Annotated in this window: 20 protein-coding genes; 6 read left to right on the forward strand and 14 right to left on the reverse strand. The window is 57.5% G+C overall.

What is annotated here, in order from left to right:
• Positions 1-60 precede the first annotated feature (60 nt).
• From OXR04_RS10955 to rppH, 8 genes are all read right to left on the reverse strand, one after another.
• Entirely contained in the window at positions 61-300 is a 240-nt protein-coding gene (locus OXR04_RS10955; protein WP_267370557.1) for a prepilin-type N-terminal cleavage/methylation domain-containing protein, read from the reverse strand.
• A 46-nt stretch (positions 301-346) separates the two neighbouring features.
• A complete protein-coding gene (locus OXR04_RS10960; protein ID WP_267370060.1) occupies positions 347-751 on the reverse strand; it encodes a DUF2509 family protein in 405 nt (134 codons plus the stop codon).
• Positions 748-1,275, reverse strand: coding sequence for a prepilin peptidase-dependent protein (locus OXR04_RS10965; RefSeq protein WP_267370058.1), 528 nt, complete (start codon positions 1,273-1,275; stop codon positions 748-750). The genes OXR04_RS10960 and OXR04_RS10965 overlap by 4 nt, the downstream gene beginning before the upstream one ends.
• Positions 1,272-1,742 (reverse strand): prepilin-type N-terminal cleavage/methylation domain-containing protein, encoded by a 471-nt coding sequence (locus OXR04_RS10970; protein WP_267370056.1) that lies wholly within the window; start codon positions 1,740-1,742, stop codon positions 1,272-1,274. Before OXR04_RS10970 ends, OXR04_RS10965 begins: the two co-directional genes overlap by 4 nt.
• A gap of 188 nt (positions 1,743-1,930) precedes the next feature.
• Positions 1,931-2,725, reverse strand: a complete 795-nt coding sequence (gene thyA, locus OXR04_RS10975; RefSeq protein ID WP_009087035.1) for a thymidylate synthase — start codon at positions 2,723-2,725, stop codon at positions 1,931-1,933.
• On the reverse strand, positions 2,722-3,603 hold the full coding sequence (gene lgt, locus OXR04_RS10980; protein ID WP_009087037.1) for a prolipoprotein diacylglyceryl transferase: 882 nt from the start codon (positions 3,601-3,603) through the stop codon (positions 2,722-2,724). The genes thyA and lgt overlap by 4 nt, the downstream gene beginning before the upstream one ends.
• 191 nt (positions 3,604-3,794) lie before the next feature.
• The gene (gene ptsP, locus OXR04_RS10985) at positions 3,795-6,041 is read right to left on the reverse strand and encodes a phosphoenolpyruvate--protein phosphotransferase (RefSeq protein ID WP_058958021.1); all 2,247 of its coding nucleotides are present in this window, start codon (positions 6,039-6,041) and stop codon (positions 3,795-3,797) included.
• Between the two features lie 12 nt (positions 6,042-6,053).
• Entirely contained in the window at positions 6,054-6,581 is a 528-nt protein-coding gene (gene rppH, locus OXR04_RS10990) for an RNA pyrophosphohydrolase (RefSeq protein WP_009087042.1), read from the reverse strand.
• Between the two features lie 684 nt (positions 6,582-7,265).
• On the opposite strand from rppH, the gene mutH reads away from it, so the two are divergent.
• The 4 genes from mutH (at position 7,266) to OXR04_RS11010 (ending at position 10,282) form a co-directional block, all read left to right on the forward strand.
• A complete protein-coding gene (gene mutH / locus OXR04_RS10995) occupies positions 7,266-7,943 on the forward strand; it encodes a DNA mismatch repair endonuclease MutH (RefSeq protein WP_267370047.1) in 678 nt (225 codons plus the stop codon).
• Between the two features lie 99 nt (positions 7,944-8,042).
• Positions 8,043-8,753, forward strand: a complete 711-nt coding sequence (locus OXR04_RS11000) for a TerC family protein (RefSeq protein WP_046102486.1) — start codon at positions 8,043-8,045, stop codon at positions 8,751-8,753.
• Between the two features lie 118 nt (positions 8,754-8,871).
• Entirely contained in the window at positions 8,872-9,090 is a 219-nt protein-coding gene (locus OXR04_RS11005; RefSeq protein WP_009087047.1) for a YgdI/YgdR family lipoprotein, read from the forward strand.
• A gap of 151 nt (positions 9,091-9,241) precedes the next feature.
• Positions 9,242-10,282, forward strand: a complete 1,041-nt coding sequence (locus OXR04_RS11010; RefSeq protein ID WP_009087049.1) for an NADP(H)-dependent aldo-keto reductase — start codon at positions 9,242-9,244, stop codon at positions 10,280-10,282.
• Positions 10,283-10,320: 38 nt separating this feature from the next.
• On the opposite strand, the gene OXR04_RS11015 is transcribed toward OXR04_RS11010, so the two are convergent.
• Both OXR04_RS11015 and lysA read right to left on the reverse strand, forming a co-directional pair.
• Positions 10,321-10,770: a GNAT family N-acetyltransferase gene (locus tag OXR04_RS11015; RefSeq protein WP_140029497.1), complete on the reverse strand. Its 450-nt coding sequence runs from the start codon at positions 10,768-10,770 to the stop codon at positions 10,321-10,323.
• A 70-nt stretch (positions 10,771-10,840) separates the two neighbouring features.
• The gene (gene lysA, locus OXR04_RS11020; protein WP_267370044.1) at positions 10,841-12,100 is read right to left on the reverse strand and encodes a diaminopimelate decarboxylase; all 1,260 of its coding nucleotides are present in this window, start codon (positions 12,098-12,100) and stop codon (positions 10,841-10,843) included.
• A 102-nt stretch (positions 12,101-12,202) separates the two neighbouring features.
• Here lysA and OXR04_RS11025 point away from each other — a divergent pair, with 102 nt between their 5' ends.
• A complete protein-coding gene (locus tag OXR04_RS11025; protein ID WP_267370043.1) occupies positions 12,203-13,123 on the forward strand; it encodes a LysR family transcriptional regulator in 921 nt (306 codons plus the stop codon).
• Here the strand turns inward: OXR04_RS11025 and OXR04_RS11030 are convergent.
• Positions 13,120-14,283: an MFS transporter gene (locus tag OXR04_RS11030; protein ID WP_111208376.1), complete on the reverse strand. Its 1,164-nt coding sequence runs from the start codon at positions 14,281-14,283 to the stop codon at positions 13,120-13,122. The two genes, OXR04_RS11025 and OXR04_RS11030, sit on opposite strands and share 4 nt — an antisense overlap.
• 349 nt (positions 14,284-14,632) lie before the next feature.
• Here OXR04_RS11030 and OXR04_RS11035 point away from each other — a divergent pair, with 349 nt between their 5' ends.
• Positions 14,633-15,259, forward strand: coding sequence for a serine protease (locus OXR04_RS11035; protein ID WP_033736042.1), 627 nt, complete (start codon positions 14,633-14,635; stop codon positions 15,257-15,259).
• Here the strand turns inward: OXR04_RS11035 and OXR04_RS11040 are convergent.
• The 3 genes from OXR04_RS11040 to prfB form a co-directional block, all read right to left on the reverse strand.
• The gene (locus tag OXR04_RS11040) at positions 15,256-15,750 is read right to left on the reverse strand and encodes a cupin domain-containing protein (RefSeq protein ID WP_033736044.1); all 495 of its coding nucleotides are present in this window, start codon (positions 15,748-15,750) and stop codon (positions 15,256-15,258) included. The two genes, OXR04_RS11035 and OXR04_RS11040, sit on opposite strands and share 4 nt — an antisense overlap.
• 139 nt (positions 15,751-15,889) lie before the next feature.
• Positions 15,890-17,410, reverse strand: a complete 1,521-nt coding sequence (lysS, locus tag OXR04_RS11045) for a lysine--tRNA ligase (protein WP_009087062.1) — start codon at positions 17,408-17,410, stop codon at positions 15,890-15,892.
• A gap of 9 nt (positions 17,411-17,419) precedes the next feature.
• A protein-coding gene (gene prfB / locus OXR04_RS11050; RefSeq protein WP_111208374.1) for a peptide chain release factor 2 occupies positions 17,420-18,518 on the reverse strand; the annotation gives its coding sequence in 2 pieces (ribosomal slippage) (positions 17,420-18,442 and positions 18,444-18,518; 1,098 coding nt in all).
• Between the last annotated feature and the right edge of the window lie 205 nt (positions 18,519-18,723).

Below are 18,723 nucleotides of genomic sequence, written 5' to 3' on the forward strand. Positions count from 1 at the left end.
GGCCCTGTCACTTTACCGCGTATCGCTGTTGAAACCCATCAAAAGGGCGTCCCGCAGGCGTTAACATCGCAGTCGGCTCAGGGAGGCATGACGCCCGAAGGGACCGCTGACGTCGGCCCGTTCCAGCATGCAGCCCGCGGGCCCCGGCTGCTGTTGCAGCGTGGATTGCCAGCCCGCAACCTCATGCCCCGCCAGGCGCTGTTCAGCGACGTACCAGGCCTCCTGCTGCGCCCACTGCTGACTGAATCCCCGCGCCAGAGCGCGATGATAGTGCAACAGCGTGCTGCTGCTTAATGCCATTAACAACAGAGCAAATAACACCTCTGGCAGGGAGAAGCCTGCGCCTTTACAGACAGGCGGCGGGAGGTGTGAGCGGGCAGTAGTCAATCCAGCCGTGCGGTAACGCGCGGATCTGATTGTCCCGTAACCGGACCCACTGCCAGACCGCCATGCCACTGCCGCTGGCTTCTCCTTTAAGCAGACCTTCATCTTTTTCACTCCGTTGCAGACAGCTGACCCAGCCCTGACGCACCTCCTGCTGACAGCCTGACTCCGCATGCGCTGACCAGCTCAGCGTTAAGCCCCATTGCAGCGCAGACTGCGCCCGCCAGAAATCCTGGATAAACTGCTGTTCATCCGCCAGCACGCGCATACCCTGCTCTGACACCCTGCGGCTGGCGTGCAGCGCCACGCTGCCCATCACCATGATCATCAGAACCATGCCCAGCGCGCTGCTGCCTCGCTGCTTCACAGGTTCTCTCCTTCTACCCAGCGCTCTGTCATTTCGTGCCAGCGTCCGGCCCGCCCCTGCAGCGTGATCCTGATCTGTTCGCCCTGCCGGCTGACGCTGAACTGCTCCACGCGCATAAACGCCGGGTCGGAGAGCCGCTCCCAGCCCGCAGAGTGATACTGGTCCACACCCCGCTGCATCTCCAGCTGCTGCTGTCGCAGGCGATAGCCGTAATAGTCACTTTCGGCATGGCCGACCCCTTCCCACTTTCCATTGCTGTTTTCATCCCAGCGCAGCAGCAGGCAGTTCTCCTGCAGAGTGAGTGCGCCACTGCCGCACTCGCCGTGACAGTAACCGGCACGCCGCACCGCCTTTTCCAGGGTAGCCATCATCTGCTGTAACTCCTGACGCAGTTGTGCCCGCTGCAGCATTGCGGCGTTCTCTGTCAGCAGCCGCGGCAGAAGCCGCCCGGCACTCAGCATCACGACCGCGCTGATGGCCAGTGCGACCAGCATCTCCGGCAGGCTGAATCCGGCGACTTTCAACGGCAGTTCTCCTCATCGTTCAGGCAAAGACGAATACGGGCTCTGGCGGAGATAATCAGCCAGATGCGCCCGGCAGCATTGCCCAGCTCTATGCTGCCCGCCCTGGCGACATTACGACGACCATAGAAGCCCGGTTCACCGCGCAGCCCATACAGCGTAACCCCGGCATGGGGAGCGATGAAATGGAGCCGTTTTCCCCCTTCACAACCGGCCGCAGGCAGGCGGCCTGCCCCGATACACCAGGGGATGCCCGGCTGCGACCACAGGATCAGGTCACGGTTTTGCCGGTTGGCCTGCGCACGCAGCCGCAACAGGAAGCCCTGCAGTTGCTGTGCGCTGTCGCGCAGTTGCTGCCGCTGTTGCCAGCGCTGCCAGCCATGCAGTGCGGCAAGGCTCAGCATGCCGGCAATCACTATCACCAGCAGCAGCTCCGGCAGGGTAAAACCCCGAACGTTTGCACTTTTCATGGCATCAGACTGGCGGGAATGAGCGGGTGAGACAAGCCGCAGCGTCACGGGCTGGAGAGGCTGTCGCAGAGAACCGGCGTGACAGACAGGCAATCTCAGGAAGCGTGCGCGCGATGCCGCAGATGTTCCGGACAACAGGCAAAAAAAAGCCCCGGCGGAGTGCGCCAGGGCTTGATGTTTATCGCGGGTCAGATGGCGACGGGGGCTTTGATCGCAGGATGCGGATCGTAGCCTTCAATCTCAAAATCGTCGAACTGATAGTCAAACAGTGACGCCGGTTTGCGTTTGATAACAAGCTTCGGCAGGGGGCGCGGTTCACGGGTCAGTTGCAGACGCGCCTGCTCCAGATGATTGCTGTAGAGGTGCGTGTCACCGCCGGTCCAGACGAAGTCGCCGACCTCCAGATCGCACTGCTGCGCCACCATATGCACCAGCAGCGCATAGCTGGCGATATTAAACGGCAGGCCCAGGAAGATGTCGCACGAGCGCTGATAGAGCTGGCAGGAGAGCTTGCCGTTCGCCACATAGAACTGGAAGAAAGCATGGCAGGGTGCCAGCGCCATCTGGCTCAGTTCGCCGACGTTCCAGGCTGAAACGATGATCCGGCGTGAGTCGGGATCGCGCTTCAGCTGCTCCATCACCTGGCTTAACTGGTCAATTTCCTGACCGCTGGCCGTTCCCCAGCTGCGCCACTGTTTGCCATACACCGGGCCGAGATCGCCCTGCTCATCGGCCCACTCATCCCAGATGGAGACCTTGTTATCTTTCAGATAACCGATGTTGGTGTCCCCTTTCAGGAACCACAGCAGCTCATGAATGATCGAGCGGATGTGGCATTTCTTGGTGGTGACCAGCGGAAAACCATCCTGCAGATTGAAACGCATCTGGTGACCAAAAATTGAAAGCGTACCGGTGCCGGTACGGTCAGCTTTTGGCGTGCCTTCGTTCAGCACATGCTGCATCAAATCCAGATACTGTTTCATTTTTCCTCGCGAAATTGTGGCTGCGGGCGACGACGATACGCCCAGATCATCATAATTATACCGGCAATAATCATCGGCACAGAGAGGATCTGTCCCATACTGATACCGCCTTCAAACAGGCCCAGCTGAGCATCCGGCTGGCGGAAGAACTCAACGATAATGCGGAATGCGCCATAGCCGATCAGGAACAGGCCAGACACGCTGCCCATCGGACGGGGTTTACGGATAAACAGGTTCAGGATGATGAACAGCACTACGCCTTCCAGCGCCAGCTCATACAGCTGCGACGCATGACGTGGCAGCACGCCGTAGGTGTTGAGCAGCGCCTGATATTGCGGATTGGTGGCGGCCAGCGCCACATCTTCGCTGCGGGAGCCGGGGAACAGCATCGCATAGCGGAAGTTCGGATCGACACGACCCCAGAGTTCGCCGTTGATGAAGTTACCGAGACGCCCGGCACCCAGACCAAACGGGATCAGCGGTGCAATAAAGTCGGAAACCTGGAAGAAATTACGTTTAGTCCGGCGGGCAAAAATCAGCATCACCACAATCACCCCGATCAGGCCACCGTGGAATGACATGCCGCCATCCCAGACTTTGAACAGATAGAGGGGATTTTCCAGGAAAAGCGGCAGGTTGTAGAACAGCACATATCCGATGCGTCCACCCAGGAAGACGCCCAGGAAACCCGCGTAAAGCAGGTTCTCAACTTCCTCTTTTTTCCAGCCGCTGCCAGGTTTGTTAGCACGGCGTACCGCCAGCCACATGGCGAAAACAAAGCCCACCAGATACATCAGACCGTACCAGTGAAGCGAAACCGGTCCAATCGAGAAGATCACCGGATCGAACTGCGGAAATGCAATATAGCCGTTATTCATCTTTCACCGTCTATTTTTCTACCCTGAAAAGGGGCGTTGTCAGGCACATAAATTAAGGCTGCGCATCATAGCACAGCCGGTTTTTTGAATTGTCGTGCAAATGTAAACACGAATAACGCGCAGAGGCAGAACGTGAAGATCGTGAGCACCCGTCCGGGACAGGACGAAAATTCAGTCTGTCAGGATGGCGCTTAGCGCCCGCCGCGAATCAGGCCACCCAGGCCGCGCCGCTCCATAAAGGCCGACACCAGATGGCGCACTTCGGTGGCGGTATGCGCATTCATTCCCTGCTCGCTGAGCTTCTGCGTTTCTTCGTGATCCAGATGACGCAGCAGATATTTCACCCGCGGGACATTTTTTCCGTTCATGCTGAGATGGCGATACCCCAGCCCGACCAGCAGCGCCACGCACATCGGATCACCGGCCATTTCACCACACAAACACAGTTCAATATTCGCGAGACGGGCTTCCTGCGCGATGGCATTCAGCGCGCGCAGCATCGCCGGATGCAGCGAGTCGTACAGGTTCGCGACGCGGGTATTGTTGCGGTCTACCGCCAGCAGATACTGCGTCAGGTCGTTGGTGCCGACCGAGATAAAATCGATCCGCGACGCCAGATGCGGGATCATAAACAGCATGGAAGGCACTTCGATCATCACCCCAATGCGCGGCGCGGGGATCGGATAGCCCAGCATCTCCTCCACTTCGCGACCGGCGCGATCGATCAGCCGTTTCGCGTCGTCGATCTCGTCGATGTGACTGATCATCGGCAGCAGAATGCTGAGATTGCCGGATGCCGCATTGGCGCGGAGCATGGCACGCACCTGCACCAGAAAAATTTCTGGCTGATCGAGCGTCAGGCGGATGCCGCGCCAGCCCAGGCAGGGGTTCTCTTCACTGATCGGCATATAGGGCAGCTGCTTATCCGCCCCGACGTCCAGCGTTCGCAGCGTGACCGGCTTGTTGTGAAACAGCTGCAGCATGCCCTGATACTGCGCCACCTGCTCCTCTTCCGACGGGAAACCGTTCTGCAGCATAAACGGAATTTCGGTGCGATAGAGCCCGATGCCATCCACCCAGCTGCCGAGCGCCTGCTCATGCTCCGGGCTTAATCCGGCATTGAGCATCACCTGCACCCGCTCGCCACTTTTCAGTTCGCCCGGCTGATCGACGACCCCTTCCGCCATCCTGCTCAGCGCATTCTCTTCGCTGATCAGGCGCTGATACTCCTGCACCAGCACCGGCTCCGGATCGATCAGCAGCTCACCGCGATAGCCATCGACAATCAGCAGACGTTTGTTGAGCTGATGCGGCTGGATATCCGCGCCCATCACGGTCGGGATCCCCATCGCCCGGGTCAGGATCGCCGCATGGGAGTTGGCTGCACCATCCCGCACCACCACGCCTGCCAGCCGCTCCTGCGGCAGCTCAGCCAGGGTCGTTGCGGTCAGCTCATCGGCCACCAGTACGAAGCGTTCCGGCCAGGCGTTAGTCCCGACCAGCGAGTCATCAAGGTGAAACAGCAGACGCTGGCCCAGCACCCGCAGATCGCCTGCGCGTTCACGCAGATAGTTATCCGTCAGGCTGGCGAACTGCTTAGCAAACTTCTCGATCACCTGTCTGACCGCCCACTCGGCGACCGATCCGCGTTCGATCTCATCGAACAGATCTTTCTTCAGCCGGGCATCGGTCAGCAGGTGGGAGTAGAGGTCGAAAATGGCCGCGCTCTCTTTCTGTGCGCTGGCGCTGAACCGTTTACTGAAGCGGCGAAATTCACTCGCGGCTTCGGTCATGGCGATCGACAGTCGCTCGCGCTCACGCTGCACATCCAGCGTGGAGGCGGCGGAAACCTGATCGAGCAGCGGCTGCGTCTCATCGACCCAGCCAGGTGCCACCGCCACGCCAGGCGCGGCCGCAATCGCGCGCACCCGCGTCTGCCGGAACTGACCAAACAGCTGGCCCATCTGAGACTGCGACAGCAACGCCGCCATCTGGGTCGCCAGGGTGACCAGAAACGACTCTTCGCTTTCATCAAACTGACGGTGTTCGCGCTGCTGCACCACCAGCACGCCCAGAAGCTGACGGCGGCTGATAATGGGCACGCCGAGGAAGGAGCGATAGCGCTCCTCTTTCACTGCGGGGATATATTTGAAGCTGGGGTGGCTCTGGGCGTCTGCAAGGTTAATCGGCTCGGCCAGACGGCCCACTAAACCGACGATCCCCTCGTCAAACGCCAGCGTCACAGTGCGGCCACGCGGTTTTTTGAGTCCGCGCGTCGCCATCAGGTAATAGCAGCGACGATCGTGGTCGGCGAGGTAAACGGAACAGACTTCCGTTTCCATCGCCAGACAGATCTCATTGACCAGAATGTCGAGTGCTTCATTGAGACGCGGCGCACTCGCCACTTTTTCTACAATTTCGCGCAACTGAGTGAGCATAAAGGGCGTGGCCTATCCTCTCTTACGTCGATGGGCAGGATTGTTTCGCTGCCCCGCACTCTCCTGCATAGACATCACCACGCCAGCGAATTCCTTCATCACCCGGCGGTAGACGTCGCGTTTAAAGGAGACAACCTGACGCACCGGATACCAGAAACTGACCCAGCGCCAGCCATCGAACTCCGGCGTGCTGCTGTGCTGCACATTGATATCCGCGTCATTACACATTAACTGCAGAAGAAACCACTTTTGTTTCTGGCCGATACATACCGGCTTTGTGTCCCAACGCACCAAACGTTTTGGCAACTTGTAACGCAGCCAGTTACGGGTAGAGGCAAGTATTCGGACATCTTTCCGGTGCAATCCGACCTCTTCAAACAGTTCGCGATACATCGCCTGTTCTGCGGTTTCACCGGGATTGATGCCTCCCTGAGGAAATTGCCAGGAGTGCTGTCCAAAGCGCCTGGCCCATAACACTTGTCCCTGCCGGTTACAGATTACGATACCAACATTCGGGCGGTAGCCATCATCATCGATCACCGGACTACCTCAAAGCAAAATTTGAATAAGCTGATTGTTTCACACTCCTTACAGGCGGTAAACCACTGGATTCATGGGGGGTTGCGCCGTCTCTGTCGGGATAACTCACAGAAAATGGTAAAGTTATGAACAGTAATCAGAAAAATGATCGATCTTATTCACCTTTTCTGTGGATAGCTTTGTGCAGAACACGGGAGTTAACTGAATAACCTTTTCAGCGCACTCTGAACCGCTGAAAAGAGGCCGCATTTTATGTCGTTGATTTAAAACATAATAACTTTAATTTCGCCACGTTAATGCGTTTCCTGGCAGGCGGATAAATTCACGCCCGCTGACAATCGGTTAAAATATCACCACACCGCTTTTTATCCACAGAGAATCGCTCAGGGTTAGGCCAGAGCGACGAAATTATGGTCAGATCGTGAAAAGTCAAGGCTGTAAATGGAACCAGTACCGCATCGGTAAGGGGGTTATCCCATTTTTCTGTGGATAACCGGGCTGGAGATCCTGTTCATTGTTGCGGGTAAGCCGGGATAACCCTGGCAGCCTGAGGGTGACATCCTGCGAATCCACTAAAAAAAGCACGATCTATCATGTTATTATCGAAGCCCGATAGGGTTTATTTCAGCCGCACAGGTTACCCTCTTTTTATTGTTCACATTTTAACCAGCAAGAGTTATCAACATGAGTCACCCACCAGGCCCGCCTGAAAATGAAGCCAGCCTGCTGGCCCGGGCGCAGGAGTTAGCCGGATTAACACTGGAAACGCTGGCCGCTCGCGCCGGGCTGCCTATGCCTGCCGATCTTAAACGCGATAAAGGCTGGGTCGGGATGCTGCTGGAGTGGCATCTGGGCGCCAGCGCAGGCAGCAAAGCGGAGCAGGACTTTGCCCATCTGGGTATCGAACTGAAAACCATTCCGATTGATGCACAGGGCAAACCGCTGGAAACCACCTTTGTCTGCGTCGCCCCCCTGACCGGTAACAGCGGCGTGACCTGGTCGAACAGCCACGTGCGGCACAAGCTGGCGCGGGTGTTATGGATCCCGGTGGAAGGCGAGCGTGAGATTCCACTGCGGCATCGCCGTGTCGGCGCGCCGCTGTTGTGGAGCCCGGATGCAGAAGAGGAGGAGATGCTGCGTCAGGACTGGGAGGAGCTGATGGATATGATCGTGCTGGGTCGCGTTGAGCAGATCACCGCCCGGCATGGCGCCTGGCTGCAGATTCGACCCAAGGCCGCCAACAGTAAAGCGCTGACGGAGGGCATTGGCGATCAGGGCCAGCCGATCATGACCCTGCCGCGCGGTTTCTATCTGAAGAAAAGTTTCACCGGCCCCCTGCTGGCGCGTCATTTTCCTCTCTGAACTTCCCCGCCCTGGCGGAAATGTCGCAATTTTGTGGGTGATCGGTGCAGCCATTGCGTATAATCGCCGTTTACTTTTCGTTTAGGATTGAATGTCGGTATGTTTGAGTGGATTTCCGATCCCAACGCCTGGCTGGCGCTGGGCACCCTGACCATCCTTGAGGTGGTGCTGGGTATTGATAACATCATTTTCCTGTCACTGGTGGTCGCGAAACTGCCTAAGCACCAGCAGGCCAGCGCCCGTCGCATTGGCCTGATGGGCGCAATGCTGATGCGTCTGGCCTTACTGGCCTCAATCGCGTGGGTTGCCCGTCTGACTAATCCGCTGTTTACGCTGCTGGATCACCCCTTCTCGGCGCGCGATCTGATCCTGCTGTTCGGTGGCCTTTTCCTGCTGTGGAAATCGAGCATGGAGATCCATGAAACGATTGAAGGCGGCGAAGGGGAACACAATACCCGCGTTCACTCCTTCCTTGGCGCGATTGTGCAGATCATGATGCTCGACATTATTTTCAGCCTGGACTCTGTTATCACCGCCATCGGCCTCTCCGATCATCTCTTCATTATGATGGCGGCAGTCGTGATTGCGGTGCTGCTGATGATGTTCGCGGCGCGGGTTATCGGTGAATTTGTCGATCGCCATCCGTCAGTGAAAATGCTGGCCCTCTCTTTCCTGATTCTGGTCGGTTTTACCCTGATTCTGGAGAGTTTTGCGGTCCACGTACCAAAAGGTTACATCTATTTCGCCATGTTCTTCTCAATGGCGGTTGAGTGCCTTAACCTGATGCGCAGTAAGAAAAAGCCCGCCTGATAAAGTCAAGGGCGAGCCTGCTCGCCCGGATATTTTCAGAATTCTGCGATTAATCCTGCCGGCAAAACCATTTATTACTACACTTTTTGCACTTGACGATTTGTGAGGGGAAGGCGTGATGAAAGGGCTGGCAGGATTAGCAGCGGTAGTGATAACCGCAGCGTTATTAAGCGGATGCAGTTCAGATTATGTGATGGCGACCAAAGATGGCCGCATGATTATGACCGAAGGCAAGCCGAGCATTGATAAAGAGACCGGCCTGGTGGAATACACCGATCAGTCAGGTCACGCAGTGCAGATTAACAGCGATGAGGTTTCAACGATCATTGAACGTTAAGTGCCTGATTTAATCATCTGCCACCCATTCTGCGCTGGCAGATGATTTCCCCGATTTTTCCCCCTTCCTTCCTCGCCATGGCTCGCGCTATAGTCCCTCAGGACACAACATTCCATTCGCTCTATTCCCGATAAAGAAAAGGAAGCTGGCAATGCACTATCATCGTATTCCCCACAGCACGCTGGAAGTGAGTCAGCTGGGGTTGGGCACCATGACGTTCGGCGAACAGAACAGCGAAGCTGACGCGCATGCTCAACTGGATTTGGCTATCCGTTCCGGCATCAACTTTATTGATACTGCCGAGATGTATCCGGTGCCACCGCGCCCGGAAACCCAGGGTCTGACCGAACAATATATTGGCAGCTGGCTTAAACAGCGCGGCAGCCGCGACAAAATCATTCTGGCCAGTAAAGTCGCTGGCCCTTCCCGTGGCAACGACGCCTCAATCCGTCCGGACATGGCGCTGGACCGTAAAAACATCCGTGCCGCCCTCGACGCCAGCCTGAAACGGCTGAACACCGACTATCTGGATCTCTACCAGCTGCACTGGCCGCAGCGCCAGACTAACTTTTTTGGCAAGCTCGGCTATCAGTACAGCGAAACCACCGCGCAGGTAACCCTGCTGGAGACGCTGGAGGCGCTGACCGAACAGGTGCGGGCAGGAAAGATTCGCTATATCGGGGTCTCGAACGAAACGGCGTGGGGGGTGATGCGCTATCTGCAACTGGCGGAGAAGCATGAGCTGCCGCGCATCGTCAGCATTCAGAACCCCTACAGTCTGCTGAACCGCAGTTTTGAAGTGGGTCTGGCCGAAATCAGCCAGCATGAGGGCGTTGAACTGCTCGCCTATTCGAGCCTGGCGTTTGGTACGCTGAGCGGTAAATATCTGAATGGCGCGCAGCCTGCGGGCGCACGCAACACCCTGTTCAGCCGCTTCACCCGCTACAGCGGTGAGCAGTCACAGCAGGCGATTGCTGAGTATGTGGCGCTGGCCCGACAGCATCAGATTGACCCGTCGCAGATGGCCCTCGCCTATGTGCGTCAGCAGCCGTTTGTCGCCAGCACGCTGCTGGGTGCCACCACCCTTGAGCAGCTGCAGACAAATATCGACAGCTTCAATCTGACCCTGAATGCCGAGATTCTGGAAGGGATTGAGGCGATTCACCGTCGTTTTACCTACCCGGCTCCCTGAGTGCGACTGCCAGCTGCCGCAGAGGCGGCTGGCTTCTCTCACAGCGCGCGGCAGTAGAGCGAGACAGGCTTGTCAGGATACTCCAGCGCCTCCCCCGCCGCCTGCCAGCCAAACCGTTCGTAATACCCTCTGAACGCCGACCAGAGCCACAAGCGTGGAAAGCCCCGCGCCTTTGCATAGCCGATAACGTGCTGCTGCAGCGCCTCGCTGACTCCTCTACCGCGCGCCGATTCATCCACATAGAGCGCCGCCAGCCAGGGGAAGAGATCCTGACGACTGATCAGATCGCAGCGCCAGAATCCCACTGTACCGATCGCCCTGCCCGCTTCCACGGCCACAAAGGTGATGGGAAACTCTGCCCCCGTCAGGCTGCTGTTAACCACGCTGGCGAAGAACGCCCGGCTGCTGGCCTCACCGAATGCCCGCCACTGCCAGTCAGTAACCTGATCGGCAAAGTGGGGCGCGTCGCTGAGCAAGACAATCTCCATCTCCCGCTCTCCTCTGAAAAACGCTGATGCGGTAAGCCCGCGTACAGGCCGTCCGGTCGTACTGTATCGCTTATTCGCCAATCTCCAGTGCCAGCAACGACTGAATGGTCTGCGCACGGCGGATTTCGCGCGGCTGGCCCTGTTCAAACAGCACTTCCGGGATTAACGGACGGCTGTTGTAGTTTGAGGACATCGAGGCACCATAAGCGCCCGTGTCGTGAAACACGAGGTAGTCGCCGACGCTGGCCGCCGGGATCGCACGCGGTTCTACCATACCGCCTTCCAGCTGGGTAAAGACATCGCCCGACTCACACAGCGGCCCCGCGACGACCGTGTTGATCGTCTGCCGATCATCAATCGCGCGATCATCACCCGCCATCAGCGAGATGTGGTGATAGCTGCCATACATGGAAGGACGCATCAGGTCACTGAAACCGGCATCGACCAGCACAAAGTGACGGCTGCCCATCGACTTGACCGCCCTCACCTGAGAGACCAGCACACCTGACTCAGCCACCAGGAAACGGCCCGGTTCAATCTCCAGCTTGACCGCGTGCCCCAGATGCTGAGCAATCCGCTGCCGGGCCGCATCCCACAGGCCGAAATAGTGATCGGTGTCGATCGCCTCTTCGCCAAAGCGATAAGGGATAGAGAGGCCGCCGCCCGCAGAGATTGCCGTCAAATCCTGACCGGACGCCATAACCAGTCCGACCATCGCATCGCAGACCTGCTGCAGGTGCGCATAATCGACGCCCGAACCGATATGCATATGGATGCCCACCAGCTGCAGGCCGTGCTGCTCAATGGCGGCCAGCGCCGCGGCTAAATCACCGTGCCAGATACCGTGCTTGCTGTTTTCGCCGCCGGTATTGGTTTTCTGGCTGTGACCATGACCAAAGCCAGGATTGACCCGCAGCCACACTGCGTGACCGGGTGACACTGCGCCAAGCTGATGCAGCATATCGATTGAACCCGCGTTCACCGGAACCTTCAGCGCCGCAACCCGCTCCAGCGTCGGCTGGTCAAACAGATCGGCGGTAAAAACAATCTCATCGCCACCCGGCTGGTAGCCCGCCGCCAGCGCACGTTCGATTTCACCCAGCGAAACCGAATCCACTTTGACCCCCGCCGCTCGCATCAGGCGCAGGATATGAATATTTGAGCAGGCTTTCTGCGCAAAACGTATGACGTCAAACGCCTGCAGCTGCGCAATGCGCGCCTGAATAATCTGCGCGTCATAGGCCCAGAAAGGCCCGGCGTAACGGCGGGCCAGCGGCAGCAGATGAGCGGCGTTGAGGGCGGTTTCGGTACTCTGTAAGGAACGTGGCATGACAATTCTCCTGTGGCGATAGTTCCATTAAGCCAGAATCATGCCATAGCGAAAAATATCTGTTTTAATAGCATCTATGCAGAATGGATATAGGGTGGCGACATGGCGAACATCAACTGGCGGCATATTGAAATTTTTCATGCGGTGATGACCAGTGGCAATCTGACTCAGGCCGCCACGCTGCTGCACACCTCTCAGCCGACGGTGAGCCGGGAGCTGGCGCGGCTGGAGCAGCAGCTGGGACTACAGCTGTTTGAACGGGTACGCGGCCGGCTGCAGCCGACGGTGCAGGGATTGCGCCTGTTTGAAGAGGTGCAGCGCTCCTGGTACGGTCTGGATCGCATCCGGGAAGCCGCAGAGGGGCTTCGCCAGTTTCGTCAGGGCGAGCTGTCGATTGCCTGCCTGCCGGTTTTTTCTCAGTCGCTGCTGCCGCCGCTGTGCCAGCCCTTTTTAGCACGTTACCCCGACGTGAGCCTCAATGTGATCCCGCAGGAGTCGCCGCTGCTGGAGGAGTGGCTCTCAGCACAGCGCTACGATATCGGTTTAACCGAAACCCAGCACGCCCCGGCCGGTACCGATCGTCTCGCCCTGCTGACCTGTGATGAAGTGTGCGTTCTGCCACAGCACCATCCCCTGAGTCAGCGTGCCGTACTGACGCCGTATGATTTCGCTGGCGAGCGGTATGTCAGCCTCTCGCGCAGCGACAGCTATCGTCAGCTGCTGGATGCGCTGTTTCAGGAGCAGGGGGTTGAACGGCGGCTGGTGATAGAGACGCACAGCGCAGCCTCGGTGTGCGCCATGGTCAGGGCGGGTACAGGCATTTCGATTGTTAATCCGCTGACGGCGCTGGATTACGCCGACAGCGGATTGGTGATGCGTAAGTTCAGCGTGGCAGTGCCGTTTACCGTCAGCCTGGTCAGGCCGCAGCACCGACCCGCCTCAGCGCTGGTCGATGCCTTTGTCAGCCATCTGCAGGAGCAGGTGACCGCCTTTCCGGCACGTATCGCCGCCCGCCTGGCTTAGGCGCGGACGCTGGCAGCCGGGCGGCCTGGTTTGCGGAAGGTCATCAGGCAGACCAGCAGGCCGATGAGCGCCAGCGCAGCCGCCGCGACCGGCACCGCCGTCAGGCCATAACCGCGACCGATGACCGCACCGCCGACCCAGGCACCCAGCGCATTGCCCACGTTAAAGGCCGCAATGTTCAGGGTGGAGACCAGATTAGGAGCCTCTTTACCGTGACGGACCACGTTGATCTGCAGGCCCGGTACCGTGGCGAAGGTGGCCATCGCCCAGAGGAACAGGGTAATCTCCGCCAGCCACAGCGCGTGGCTGGTCCAGCTGAAGAGCAGAGAGAAGATGGCGATCAGCGAAAAACTGAGGATCAGGCTGAATGAGACTTTCCAGTCGGCCAGTTTGCCGCCAAGGATATTCCCCACCGTCAGGCCCGCACCAATCAGGAACAGCGTCCAGCTGACGCCGCGGTCGCTGATCCCGGTGATCTCTAACAGCAGAGGCGCGATGTAGCTGAACAGCGCAAACATCGCCGCCGCGAAGCAGACCGTCATCAGCAGAGAGAGCCACAGTTTTCCGTTAGCCAGCGCGCCAATTTCACTCGCCAGATGAACCGGCTTCTCCTGCTTGTTTGTCGGCAGGCTGACAATCAGGGCGATAAAGGCCAGCACACCGATCACCGCCACACCCCAGAACGTGGCCCGCCAGCCAAACATCTGACCGAAGCTGGTGCCCAGCGGCACGCCCAGCACGTTAGCCAGGGTCAGTCCGGTAAACATCAGGGCGACAGCGGAGGCCTGACGTCCGGCTGGCACCAGACTGGCGGCGACGACCGCACCGATACCGAAGAAGGCCCCGTGACAGAGCGCGGTGACGATACGTGCCAGCATCAGCAGGTTGTAGTTGTACGCCAGCGCGCAGAGCAGGTTGCCGACAATGAAGATCACCATCAGCAGAATCAGCGTTTTTTTACGCGGCAGTCTGGCGGTGAGCAGCGCCATAATCGGCGCACCGATCGCCACGCCCAGCGCATAGCCGCTGATCAGCCAGCCCGCCGACGGAATAGAAACCTGAAGGTCGCGCGCCACGTCAGGCAGCAATCCCATGATGACAAATTCGGTGGTTCCGATGGCGAACGCACTCAACGCCAGCGCCAGTAATGCAACAGGCATAACACTCTCCCAGTCTTATTTGCAGGTGAACCACGCGGACACGTAGCCCCTCGACGCTTATTAAAATTTGATCTGCGTCACAGTGAGTATTACAGCACAGCCCGGATAAGCGACATAGCCTGCGTAGCGCAAAGGATTATTGCCGTTGCCGCAATAATCCTCGCCTCCTGATGCTCTCTCTCGCTATCTGAGGGGCAGCGGATGCCCTGTCTGCATCGCGTCAGGTTGCCATTTCCCGTTAACCGGTTACCTTTTTTATATGTGATTCATTAATTATTCCGCAACGTTGCCGATATATCCCTAATCAATTGCCAGGTGTAGTTATCAACTTCTGACGCAGGGAGAGAGAATGCAACGACTCATAGCCTTGATGGTCTTTGCTCTGACCGGCTGCTCGGTTGGTCATTATGAGTACAGTAAAGAAGCTGAAAAGCGGGTTGATATGACCGTGACCGGCATTCCGACCATACTGGGTATCGGCACGCTCGGCACCACCATCCCGCTGACGCCGGAGTACAGCCTGACCGCCGCCCATGTGGCGAAGTTTTCGCTTTATCGGGTCAAAGCCTGGCATCCGCAATGCGACCTGGCGGTGGTCTACCACAAAAACAGCGAAGCAAACCTGCCTCCCAGTTTCCGCAACAGCCATATCGGCGACAAGGTGAACCTCTACGGCTACAGCTTTATTTCGGCGATGCCGGTCAGTTCCAGCGGGCAGAACCTGATCAATACCACGCTGGCGAACAGCTGGAACAAGCCAGACTGCGTCGTGGTAGCGGCGAATGCAGGAGTGGTAAAAGGCATGTCAGGCGGTGCGGTTTATAACGCCTCTGACGATACGCTGGCGGGGGTGATTGTGGGCTACAGCAATAACATCGATGACAATGTCACCGGTAAGACGCTCTACAAGAACGTTGCGCTCTATGTGCCCTATTCCCGCTTTCAGACCTGGCTGGATCAGGCGATTAAATCCTAAGATTTTTTGTCGGGCAAACCAGGATGGTTGCCCATAGGATGTTCGGGCGGATTGAGCCATCTGTCTTCACGGGTTGCTTCGTAGTCCGGGTTAAGAGGGTAAGCAATACGATTTTCAGGCTTACTGGTCTCCCCCACCACTAAAAAGCGTGCCTCATGCTCACTGTTGTTTATAAAGGTGTGGCAAATACCAGTGCCCGCCGGAAAAGCCACGGCATCACCTGGCGACAACGGGTAAAGCTCACCGTTGATCCAGGCATCAGGATGACCTTCAAGCACAAAAATGAACTCTTCTTCTGCGCTTTCTGCGTGGGGATAAGACATGCGACGTCCGGGCAACAGCCTTTCATGATGAATGCCAAGGCGGGTTAATCCCAGCAACCTACCCAGTGGAGCACCAATCGACATGCGCTCATCGCTGTCGGCATAATGTTCGTTATCTTCACCTTCCAGCGCTTGCCAGTGGCGAATGCAGTCGGGACGTTGCATCATGTTTGCTCCTGGTTAAGGTATTCAGCCTGGCATAGGGAGCAGCACGGCTCAAGCATCGCGAGGCGAACAGCAGTGTCTGATTCTGGCATAGGTATAAAAAAGGCCGGGATATCCCGGCCTTTTCTGTTAACAGTCAGACTTACTTGCTGCCTGGACGCAGTGCCGGGAACAGGATGACGTCACGGATGGTGTGGCTGTTGGTAAACAGCATCACCATACGGTCGATACCGATACCCAGACCGGCGGTTGGCGGCAGACCATGTTCCAGTGCGGTAACGTAGTCTTCGTCATAGAACATCGCTTCGTCGTCACCGGCATCTTTGGCATTCACCTGCTGCAGGAAACGCTCAGCCTGATCTTCCGCATCGTTCAGCTCCGAGAAGCCGTTACCGATTTCACGACCACCAATGAAGAACTCAAAGCGATCCGTGATTTCCGGGTTCTCGTCGTTACGACGGGCCAGCGGCGACACTTCTGCCGGGTATTCGGTGATGAAGGTTGGCTGAATCAGATTCGCCTCTGCCGTCTCTTCGAAAATCTCCGTTACGACGCGGCCCAGACCCCAGCTCTTCTCAACTTTGATGTGCAGTGATTGCGCAATCGCCACCGCTTTATCAAAGTCTTCCAGATCGGCCAGATCGGTTTCCGGACGATACTTTTTGATCGCTTCGCGCATGGTCAGTTTTTCAAACGGCTTACCGAAATCAAACTCCTGCTCACCGTAAGGCACCACCGTGCTGCCCAGCACATCCTGCGCCAGCGTGCGGAACAGGCTCTCGGTCAGCTCGATCAGATCTTTGTAATCCGCGTAGGCCATATAGAGTTCCATCATGGTGAACTCTGGGTTATGACGTGGCGAAATCCCTTCGTTACGGAAGTTACGGTTGATCTCGAACACGCGATCGAACCCGCCCACTACCAGACGCTTCAGGTAAAGCTCCGGGGCAATACGCAGATACATGTCGATATCCAGCGCATTGTGATGGGTGATGAAAGGACGCGCAGACGCGCCGCCCGGGATCACCTGCATCATCGGCGTTTCTACTTCCATAAAGTCGCGGCTCACCATGAACTGACGAATGCCGGCCATGATCTGCGAACGAATGCGGAAGGTATTGCGCGACTCATCGTTGGCGATGAGGTCGAGATAGCGCTGACGGTAACGGGTTTCCTGGTCGGCCAGGCCGTGGAACTTGTCCGGCAATGGACGCAGGGCTTTGGTCAGCAGGCGCAGTTCAGAACAGTGAATCGACAGTTCGCCGGTTTTGGTTTTAAACAGCTTGCCGCGCGCGCCGAGGATATCGCCGAGATCCCACTTTTTGAACTGCTCGTTGTAGATCCCTTCCGCCAGGTCATCACGCGAAACGTACAGCTGAATGCGGCCACCCACATCCTGCAGGGTCACGAAAGAGGCTTTACCCATGATGCGACGGGTCATCATACGACCCGCAACACTCACTTCGATGCCGAGATCTTCAAGCTCTTCGTTGCTCTTCTCGCCATAGCTGGCGTGCAGCTGGTCAGAGAGGCTGTCACGACGGAAATCGTTAGGAAACGCCACGCCATTTGCACGCAGCACGCTCAGCTTTTCGCGACGCGTTTTCAGTTCGTTATTTAACTCAACGGCGGCGTCAGCGCTCTGCGGTTGTTGTTCAGACATGTCGGTTCCTTATAACCCTGCTTTTAAACTAGCTTCAATGAATCGATCCAGATCGCCGTCCAGTACCGCCTGGGTGTTACGCGTCTCTACGCCGGTGCGCAGATCTTTGATGCGGGCATCATCAAGCACGTAAGAACGGATCTGACTTCCCCAGCCGATGTCAGACTTGTTGTCTTCCAGCGCCTGTTTCTCAGCATTTTTCTTCTGCATCTCAAGCTCGTACAGCTTCGCCTTCATCTGCTTCATCGCCTGATCTTTGTTCTTGTGCTGAGAACGGTCGTTCTGACACTGAGTCACCGTTCCGGTCGGAATGTGGGTAATACGCACCGCAGATTCCGTCCGGTTAACGTGCTGACCGCCCGCGCCCGATGCGCGATAGACGTCAATACGCAGATCCGCCGGGTTGATGTCGATATCAATATCGTCATCCACTTCCGGGTAAATAAAGGCGGAGCTGAATGAGGTGTGACGACGGCCGCCGGAGTCGAACGGGCTCTTACGCACCAGGCGATGGACACCGGTTTCCGTGCGCAGCCAGCCGAAGGCGTAGTCGCCTGACACGCGAATGGTCACGGATTTGATGCCCGCGACTTCACCTTCAGACTCTTCGATAATTTCGGTTTTGAAGCCTTTTGCTTCGGCCCAACGCAGATACATACGCATCAGCATGCTGGCCCAGTCCTGCGCTTCGGTGCCGCCGGAACCGGCCTGCAGATCGATGTAGCAGTCAGCGCTGTCATACTCGCCGGAGAACATGCGGCGGAACTCCAGTTCGCCCAGCTTGCCCTCAAGCACGTCCAGCTCGGCAACCGCTTCGTTGAAAGTCTCTTCGTCTTCCGCTTCGACGGCCAGCTCCAGCAGACCCTGCACATCCTCAAGGCCCTGCGCCATCTGATCCAGCGTCTGCACGATCGCTTCCAGCGAGGCGCGCTCTTTGCCCAGCGCCTGAGCACGCTCAGGTTCGTTCCAGACATCGGGCTGTTCCAGCTCGGCGTTTACTTCTTCGAGGCGTTCTTTCTTGGCATCGTAGTCAAAGATACCCCCGAAGAACGTCGCTGCGCTCACTGAGGTCCTGAATACGGTTTTTGACCGGGTTGATTTCAAACATGGCTTTAGCGTCTTTCTTATGTTCGATGGGACAGGAAATTTAACGCACAAGTTTACCCGAAACTGGCGGCAGTTTGTAGCGTTGAGACAGGGGGGATGCGGGAACGGCGTGACGCGCCGCATTTTCTTCCCGGCTGATGGCGCTGCAGCCCCGTCAGAGGAGACGACGGGAGGCAGTCAGGCATGCGCGCCTGCCATCATCGCAG

Origin of the sequence: Pantoea sp. GM_Pan_3 (assembly GCF_026541045.1) — a bacterium.
GTDB classification, from domain to species: Bacteria; Pseudomonadota; Gammaproteobacteria; order Enterobacterales; family Enterobacteriaceae; genus Pantoea; species Pantoea anthophila.

Bases quoted from the DNA above. Each gene is read 5' to 3' on its own strand.
- lgt (WP_009087037.1), bottom strand. From the start codon at position 3,603: ATGAATAACGGCTATATTGCATTTCCGCAGTTCGATCCGGTGATCTTC.
- OXR04_RS11035 (WP_033736042.1), top strand. From the start codon at position 14,633: ATGCAACGACTCATAGCCTTGATGGTCTTTGCTCTGACCGGCTGCTCG.
- lysS (WP_009087062.1), bottom strand. From the start codon at position 17,410: ATGTCTGAACAACAACCGCAGAGCGCTGACGCCGCCGTTGAGTTAAAT.
- ptsP (WP_058958021.1), bottom strand. From the start codon at position 6,041: ATGCTCACTCAGTTGCGCGAAATTGTAGAAAAAGTGGCGAGTGCGCCG.
- thyA (WP_009087035.1), bottom strand. From the start codon at position 2,725: ATGAAACAGTATCTGGATTTGATGCAGCATGTGCTGAACGAAGGCACG.
- OXR04_RS10955 (WP_267370557.1), bottom strand. From the start codon at position 300: ATGGCATTAAGCAGCAGCACGCTGTTGCACTATCATCGCGCTCTGGCG.
- OXR04_RS11015 (WP_140029497.1), bottom strand. From the start codon at position 10,770: ATGGAGATTGTCTTGCTCAGCGACGCGCCCCACTTTGCCGATCAGGTT.
- OXR04_RS10970 (WP_267370056.1), bottom strand. From the start codon at position 1,742: ATGAAAAGTGCAAACGTTCGGGGTTTTACCCTGCCGGAGCTGCTGCTG.
- OXR04_RS11040 (WP_033736044.1), bottom strand. From the start codon at position 15,750: ATGATGCAACGTCCCGACTGCATTCGCCACTGGCAAGCGCTGGAAGGT.
- lysA (WP_267370044.1), bottom strand. From the start codon at position 12,100: ATGCCACGTTCCTTACAGAGTACCGAAACCGCCCTCAACGCCGCTCAT.
- mutH (WP_267370047.1), top strand. From the start codon at position 7,266: ATGAGTCACCCACCAGGCCCGCCTGAAAATGAAGCCAGCCTGCTGGCC.
- OXR04_RS11005 (WP_009087047.1), top strand. From the start codon at position 8,872: ATGAAAGGGCTGGCAGGATTAGCAGCGGTAGTGATAACCGCAGCGTTA.
- OXR04_RS11000 (WP_046102486.1), top strand. From the start codon at position 8,043: ATGTTTGAGTGGATTTCCGATCCCAACGCCTGGCTGGCGCTGGGCACC.
- OXR04_RS11025 (WP_267370043.1), top strand. From the start codon at position 12,203: ATGGCGAACATCAACTGGCGGCATATTGAAATTTTTCATGCGGTGATG.
- OXR04_RS11030 (WP_111208376.1), bottom strand. From the start codon at position 14,283: ATGCCTGTTGCATTACTGGCGCTGGCGTTGAGTGCGTTCGCCATCGGA.
- OXR04_RS11010 (WP_009087049.1), top strand. From the start codon at position 9,242: ATGCACTATCATCGTATTCCCCACAGCACGCTGGAAGTGAGTCAGCTG.